Below are 6,937 nucleotides of genomic sequence, written 5' to 3'. Positions count from 1 at the left end.
ATAACATATCTTATGCCGATCGATTCCGTCATATCCCATTATATGGATCGGCATAATATGAAACGACAGGTCGGCTAATCTGAGGCATTCCAACGCATTTGCGAAATGGCATGAGTGTTATGCCGAAGCGATCCGCATAACAACGTTATGCCGACCAGTGCGAGCGTGTCTACACGATACAGATTTGTGCTGTGCACATCAAACCAAACGACTCGGCCGCCTTTCCTCCAGCCATGGACGGTTCGTCTTCAGATGGCTCGTCTCCCTTCTTAGATCGCGTCCGGTCGGCCTGTCGCCGAAAAGGCTATACCTACCAGACCGAGAAGACCTACCTCCGCTGGATCATCCGCTACGTGAAGTACCACGGCACCAAGCATCCTCGGACGTTTGGGAAACCGGAGGTCCGCGAGTATTTGTCGTATCTCGCGACCGAGCGAACCGTTGCGGCCTCGACCCAGAACCAGGCCCTGAACGCCCTTCTGTTTCTCCATCGCGACGTGCTCGGGGCCGAGTGGGAAGAGGTCTCCGACTTTGAGCGGGCCCAGGAGCCGGATCGCCTTCCAGTTGTGCTCACCCAAGCGGAGGTAAAATCCGTGCTCGGGCACATGGACGGTCCAAACGGCCTCGTGGCTCACCTGCTGTATGGGGCCGGCCTTCGCCTTTCGGAGGCCCTCGGACTGCGGGTGAAAGACCTGGACTTCGAGTACGAGCAGATCACCGTACGGCAGGGCAAGGGGAAGAAGGATCGCCGAACGCTCCTGCCCGGCATCCTTGAGGCCCCGCTCCGGCGGCAGCTTCGAAAGAGCAAGGCGACCTGGAAGGAGGATCTGGAGGCGGGCTACGGAAGGGCCTCGCTGCCGAAGGCCCTCGAACGGAAGTCCCCACACGCGGCGACAGAGTGGAGGTGGCAGTATGTATTCCCGTCCGTCCGGCGGAGTGAAGACCCGAGAAGCGGAGACATCAAGCGGCACCACCGCTCCTCCTCCGCCGTGCAGAAGGCGGTCAAGCGTGCGGTGGAGGAAGCAGGCATTGCCAAGTCCGCCAGTTGTCACACCCTGCGGCATTCCTTCGCCACCCACCTTCTGGAACAGGGGACGGACATTCGCACCGTGCAGGAGCTTCTCGGCCATCAGGATCTCCGTACCACGCAGGTCTACACGCACGTCCTTCAGGACGGAAAAGCAGGGACGCGGAGCCCTCTTGAGACCATGGAATGAGGCAGGGGGCTACTGAACGGGGGTCTGAAAACCCTGGACTGTATTCGGGTATTGTGGAATTTATTCTACAGTTGTGGGCTCTATTGTCTGAAGAGAAGAGCTCGGGGCTACGGCGCCGCCGCTCCGTGCCCCAGCATCCACAGCGCGAGCCCGGCCCGCAGCGCCCAGGCGGCGGTGCGGAGCCAGTTCGTCGCGACCAGGCGGCGGTGGGCCGCGGCGTCGAAGCCGTCGGTGAGGCGGGCGTGCAGCGGCACCTGCACGAGGCCCGTGGTGCCCCAAATGGCGAGCACGAGCGCCAGGCCCGCCCAGCCCATCCACGGGGGCAGGCCCGGCGGCGGGGCCCAGGCGATCCACGCTGCAGTGGCGAGCTCCACCGTCATGGCCGGCCCCACGATCCAGGTGATGCGCCGCATGTGGGCCGCCTGGAAGGCCTCGTAGTCGTCCGTTCGTACGTAGGAGAAGAGGGGGTAGTGCACGCGCTGGACGATGAGGGTGACCCCAAACATGAGCCAGGTCGCCGCGGCGTGGACGGAGAGAAGCATGGTGTTACACGGGGGGCGTGCACTGGTGAACACTCACGGGCTTGGGTACGATCGACCGGCGGGGGCGGGCCGAACGCTCATCCCGTATGGTCGGCCCAGACGGCATCCGCGGCGGCCCGGCCCGCGGCGAGGGCGCCGTTGAGCGACGCCGTGCGGCGGTGGTCGCCGCAGACGTAGAGGCCCGGACGTCGGCGCACGGGCCGCTCGGGCGGGGACAAGAAGGGCGGCGCCTGCTCGGGGAGGGCGTAGGGAATGTGCTGGGTCTGGAGGTGCGTCCAGCCGCCGGCCGCCAGCCCGAACCAGTCGATCAGCTGGGCCCGCACCGACCGCTGGAGTGCCGCCGCGTCCTCCGTGGGCGTGCCCACCACCACGACGGACACGAGGGCGCGGTCGGCCGGCGCGTAGCCGGGCGCCACGTCCGACGGCACGGCGAGGTTGTTAATGGGGCCGACGCCCTCCCCGTTGAGGACGAGAAACGGATCGTCGAGCGGCGACTGGGGGGCGTCGTAGTAGAGACAGATCGTCGACCGGCCGTCGGTCGGGGACACGTCGCCCACCAGCCGGTTCGCCGCCGGCGCCTCCGTGGCGACCACCACGTGCGGGGCCTCCATCGTCCCGCCGTCCGCCAGCGTGACCGTCTGGCCGTCGACCGCCGCCACGGGCGTGTTGAGCCGCACGGCCGCGTCCGGCAGGTCCGCGCGCATCTGCCTGGGCATCCGGTCGATGCCGCCGGCGGGCAGCACCGTCCGCCCCTCCGCGAACATCTTGAAGACGAACTCGAACATGCGGCTCGACGCCTGCAGGGCCCGGTCGAAGAAGATGCCGCCGAGGAAGGGGCGGAAGAAGCGGTTGATCATGACGGAGGAGAAGCCCCAGCGCTCCCGAAGCACATCCATCGTGGGGCGCTCCGCCCGCTCCATGATCTGCGGGACCGACCGGCGGGCGAGGGCCTGGCGCAGGCGCAGCACCCTTAGCTTGTCGGCCAGGGTGCCAACGGGGGCCAGGGCGGTGCGCGGGGCGTCCCACGGGTGCCGGCGCGGATCGGCGACGCGGTGGAAGCGGCCGTTGTAACGCACCAGGGCGCCGTCGTGGAAGGGATGGAGGTCGAGCGCGTCGTAGTCCAGTTCGCGCTGGGTCTCGGGGTAGGCGGTGAGCAGCACCTGAAAGCCGCGGTCGAGCCGGAAGCCGTCCACGGTGTCGGTGCGCACCCGTCCGCCGACGCGGTCGGACGCCTCCAGCACCTGCACGTCGAGGCGGCGCTCGTGCAGGCGGCGCGCACAGTTCAGGCCGGCCAGGCCGGCCCCGATCACGAGAACGTCAGGGGACGCCATGAGGAAGCAGGGATGCGTGCGGGGAATACGGAGAAAGGGCAACGTCCCATCGCCCATTCCGTTCGAGGGGACGCCGGCACGAAAACGGCGATCCCTATCGCCGTTCCGTGAGCGCTCGTCGTCCCATCGTCTCTTGTTGTCCCCATGTCTGCCCCTGATCTCAACGCCTCCGTCCGGATCGACGCCCTCCACGCCGACCTCGACCGCCGCATAGCCGCGCTCCGCGAGGATCCCACCCCGGTCGACCGGTCGCGGGCCCGGGTAGAAGACGCGCTGAGCGACGGGGCGGCGCACTACGGCATCAACACCGGCTTCGGGGCGCTCGCCCAGGAGCGCGTGCCGGAGGGTGACCTGGAGACGCTCCAGCGCAACCTCGTTTTTAGCCACGCGGTGGGGGTGGGCGACCTCGTGCCCAAGGCCCTTAGTCGCCTCATCCTCCGCCTCAAGATCCACGCGCTGGGCCTCGGCCACTCCGGCGTCTCGCGCGAGACGTTCGACCGTCTGCTCGTGTTTGCCGAGCGGGACCTGATCCCGGCGATCCCAAGCCGCGGCAGCGTCGGGGCGTCGGGCGACCTCGCGCCGCTGGCCCACCTGGCGCTGCCCCTGCTGGGCGAGGGGCGCTTTTGGACGGAAGACGGCACAGACGTGCGGCCCGCCGCGTCCCTCCTCGACGAGCACGGCCTAGAGCCAATCACGCTGCGGCCCAAAGACGGGCTCGCCCTCATCAACGGCACCCAGCAGATGAGCGGGTACGGGGCCCACGTGCTGCACGAGGCGCAGCGGCTCGTCAAAATCGCCGACCTGCTGGCGGCCATGAGCCTGGAGGCGCTGCAGGGCAGCCTCCAGCCGTTCGACGAGCGGGTGCACGAGGTGCGGCCGCATCCCGGGGCGCAGCAGGTGGCCGCCAACGTGCGCACCCTGCTCACGGACAGCGAGATTCTGGCGTCACACCGCAACTGCGGCAAGGTGCAGGACCCGTACTCCCTCCGGTGTGTGCCGCAGGTGCACGGGGCGAGCCGCGACGCGCTCCGCCACGCCACCGACGTGGTGGAGCGCGAGATCAACAGCGTGACGGACAACCCGCTCGTCTTCGAGAACGGCGACGTGATCAGCGCCGGCAACTTCCACGGCCAGCCCCTCGCCCTGGCGCTCGACTACGCCGGCATCGCGCTGGCGGAGCTGGCCGGCATCGCCGAGCGCCGCATCTACCTGCTGCTGGCGGGGCACGACGGCCTGCCGGAGCTGCTGATGGAGGATACGGGCCTCAACTCGGGCTACATGATGCCGCAGTACACCGCCGCCGCGCTCGTGTCGGAGAACAAGAGCCTCGCCCACCCGGCGTCCGTCGACTCCATTCCCACGAGCCGGGGCCAGGAGGACCACGTGAGCATGGGCAGCGTCGGGGCCGTCCAGCTGCTCGACATCCTGGAGAACGTGGAGCGCGTGCTCGCCATCGAGCTGCTCACCGCGGCGCAGGCGCTCGACTACCGCCGGCCGCTGCGGCCGGGCCGGGGCGTGGAGCAGGCCCACGAGACCGTCCGCGAGACGATTCCCCACCGCGAGGAGGACTACCTGCTCGAGGACGACATCGACGAGAGCCTGGCGTTTGTGCGGGACGAGGCCCTACTGGCATCGGTGGCCGAAGAGCTGGAGGCGCTGGGGTGAGTGTGCGTGATGCGTGAGGGCGTGATGCGTGAGGTGAGGATTCGAGTAGTCATGAATTACGCGTCACGCTTCAGTCCGCCCCAGCACGTGCCGCAGGCCGTTCTCCAGCGCCGAGAAGCCGAAGTCGTAGCCGGTCTCCTGGAGCCGGTCGGGTACGACGCGGGCGCTGGACAGGATCATCTCCTCGGCCATCTCGCCGCCCAGCGTGCGGACAAGGGAAGAGGGCACGTTCAGGAACGCCGGGCGGTGGAGGACGTCGGCGAGGGTGTCCGTGTACGCCTGCATCGTCACCGGACGCGGCGCCGTGAGGTTGACCGGCCCCTCCAGGGCGTCCGTCCACAGCGCGTGGTAGAAGCCGCCGATCACGTCGTCGAGCGTGATCCAGGGAAAGTACTGGTTGTGCGCCCCCACGCGGCCCCCGAGGCCGAGCCAGAACGCCGGCAGCATGAGGCGGAGCGCCCCGCCGGCGGGCGTCAGGACGATCCCAGTGCGCATCTGCACGGTCCGGATGCCGGCGGCCGCGGCGGGTACGGTGGCGGCCTCCCAGGCCTTGCACACCTCGCCCAGAAAGCCCGCATCCTGTGGGGGGCTCTCTTCGGTAACCCGGTCGGGTCCGTGGTCGCCGTAGTAGCCGACGGCAGAGGAGGAGACGAGCACCTCCGGCGGATCGTCGAGCCCGGCGAGCGCCTCGCTCAGAAGCCGTGTCCCGTCCGCCCGGCTGGAGTAGATGCGCTGCTTCTTCGCGGGCGTCCAGCGGCCGAATACGTTTTCCCCCGCCAGGTGAATCACCGCGTCGACGCCCTCCAGCTTGTCGGCCTCCACCCGGTCGGTGCGCGGGTCCCACAGAATGTCGTCCGCGCCGGTGGGGCCGGAGCGGGTGAGGCGCTTCACGGTGTGCCCGCCCGTGGTGAGGAAGGGCACTAAATTCGAGCCAACGAGGCCGGATGCCCCGCTCACGGCAATCGTCAGAGACTGCTCGTCGGGATTGTACCGCCGGTGCAGGGAGAGGTCGCGGCGCGTGATGCGGTGGCGGTACGCGAACTGGCGGCGCAGCTCGGCCTCCAGCCACGGCGCGGCCTGTTGCCCCAGCGCCCCGCCCGGCAGCTCATACTCGATCCGATCCGTGAGGGTGGCGCCCTCCGCGTCGTCCCGTGCGGACTCGAACCGATGCGTGTGGTCCCAGTGGGAAAACGGCCCCTGCACCTGCCGATCGCAGAACTGCCGGCCCTCAACGACGTCGTGGTGCTCGGCCACCCACCGTAACGCCAGGGGACCGGGACCCATCCGAAGCACGGCCCGGTCGCCTTCCCCGATTCCCTCGAACGATTCGAGCCGCACCGGCGCCCACGGCGGCGTGAGGCGCTGGAAGGCCCCGGGGCGGCTGTGCCAATCGAAGAGGGCGTCGGCGGACACGCCGAGCGAGCTGGAGGCCGTAAATGTATTCATCGCGGGGAAATGGCGTCGGCGAAAGAGGGCAGGGGGGACACGTAACGGACTCGTGGATGGTGGGGGCAGTTTCGGGAGGCCGACGCGCCCGATGGGGTGGGCGCTCGCGCCGGCGGTTCCAGAATCTAAGCACTTCGCAACGCGAGGCCGCGATTCGTCCACAAAGCACACCGCCCGTCGAACCAAGAATCGTTCGCTAGGTACCACTTTCTCGCCAGTCTCCCAATGTGCCCGATGCCCGTGGCGACGCGGGCCTCTCCAGATTCCCTTTGTCTGTTATGAGCGACGCTTCCGCCGCCTCCGGTTCCGCGACGGATCCCGAGAACGAGTCTGGATGGTCCCCTCGCACCAAGCGGTTCGTCGCGCTCGGCGTGATCGTGGTCGTGATCGTGGGGCTGGCGCTGCCCAAGATCAGCGGCTCCGAGTCGTCCGACGACGGGGACGGAGGGGGCGACGCGCCGATGCGGGTGGACGCGATTGCGCTCCAACCCGGCACCGTGACCGAACAGACCCGCACCACCGGCACCCTGCGCGCGGACGAGTCGGTAGCGCTGACCGCAGAATCCGGGGGCAAGATCACGGACATCCGCTTCGACGAGGGCGATCGGGTGGAGAAGGGCGCGCTCCTCGTGCAGATCAACGACGCGGAGCTGCGGGCCGAGAAGCAGCGCCTGGAGCACCGCCTGTCGCTGGCCACCGACCGGGCGGAGCGCCAACAGCGGCTGCTGGAGGAGGG

The 6,937-nt window shown here is 68.6% G+C and carries 5 protein-coding genes and 1 pseudogene; 3 read left to right on the top strand and 3 right to left on the bottom strand.

What is annotated here, in order from left to right; translation table 11 throughout:
* Nucleotides 1–233: 233 nt before the first annotated feature.
* Nucleotides 234–1,217: an integron integrase gene (locus V5A20_RS12455; RefSeq protein ID WP_332327475.1), complete on the top strand. Its 984-nt coding sequence runs from the start codon at nt 234–236 to the stop codon at nt 1,215–1,217.
* A 107-nt stretch (nt 1,218–1,324) separates the two neighbouring features.
* Here V5A20_RS12455 and V5A20_RS12450 read toward each other — a convergent pair whose 3' ends face one another.
* Both V5A20_RS12450 and V5A20_RS12445 read right to left on the bottom strand, forming a co-directional pair.
* Entirely contained in the window at nt 1,325–1,759 is a 435-nt protein-coding gene (locus V5A20_RS12450; RefSeq protein WP_332327474.1) for a hypothetical protein, read from the bottom strand.
* Nucleotides 1,760–1,836: 77 nt separating this feature from the next.
* Nucleotides 1,837–3,090 carry a protoporphyrinogen/coproporphyrinogen oxidase gene (locus tag V5A20_RS12445; protein ID WP_332327473.1) on the bottom strand — a complete coding sequence of 418 codons (1,254 nt, stop codon included), beginning with the start codon at nt 3,088–3,090 and terminating at the stop codon, nt 1,837–1,839.
* Nucleotides 3,091–3,234: 144 nt separating this feature from the next.
* On the opposite strand from V5A20_RS12445, the gene hutH reads away from it, so the two are divergent.
* Nucleotides 3,235–4,755 (top strand): histidine ammonia-lyase, encoded by a 1,521-nt coding sequence (gene hutH / locus V5A20_RS12440; protein ID WP_332327472.1) that lies wholly within the window; start codon nt 3,235–3,237, stop codon nt 4,753–4,755.
* A 63-nt stretch (nt 4,756–4,818) separates the two neighbouring features.
* Here the strand turns inward: hutH and V5A20_RS12435 are convergent, their stop codons facing one another.
* On the bottom strand, nt 4,819–6,201 hold the full coding sequence (locus V5A20_RS12435; protein ID WP_332327471.1) for a TIGR01777 family oxidoreductase: 1,383 nt from the start codon (nt 6,199–6,201) through the stop codon (nt 4,819–4,821).
* 278 nt (nt 6,202–6,479) lie between these two features.
* Here V5A20_RS12435 and V5A20_RS12430 point away from each other — a divergent pair.
* Nucleotides 6,480–6,937 (top strand): annotated as a pseudogene (locus V5A20_RS12430) (biotin/lipoyl-binding protein); the annotation flags it as partial.

It is taken from the genome of Salinibacter sp. (assembly GCF_036626415.1).
Lineage (GTDB): Bacteria > Bacteroidota > Rhodothermia > Rhodothermales > Salinibacteraceae > Salinibacter.
The sequence above is the reverse complement of the archived record's forward strand: the minus strand, read 5'-3'. Positions and strand labels throughout refer to the sequence as shown.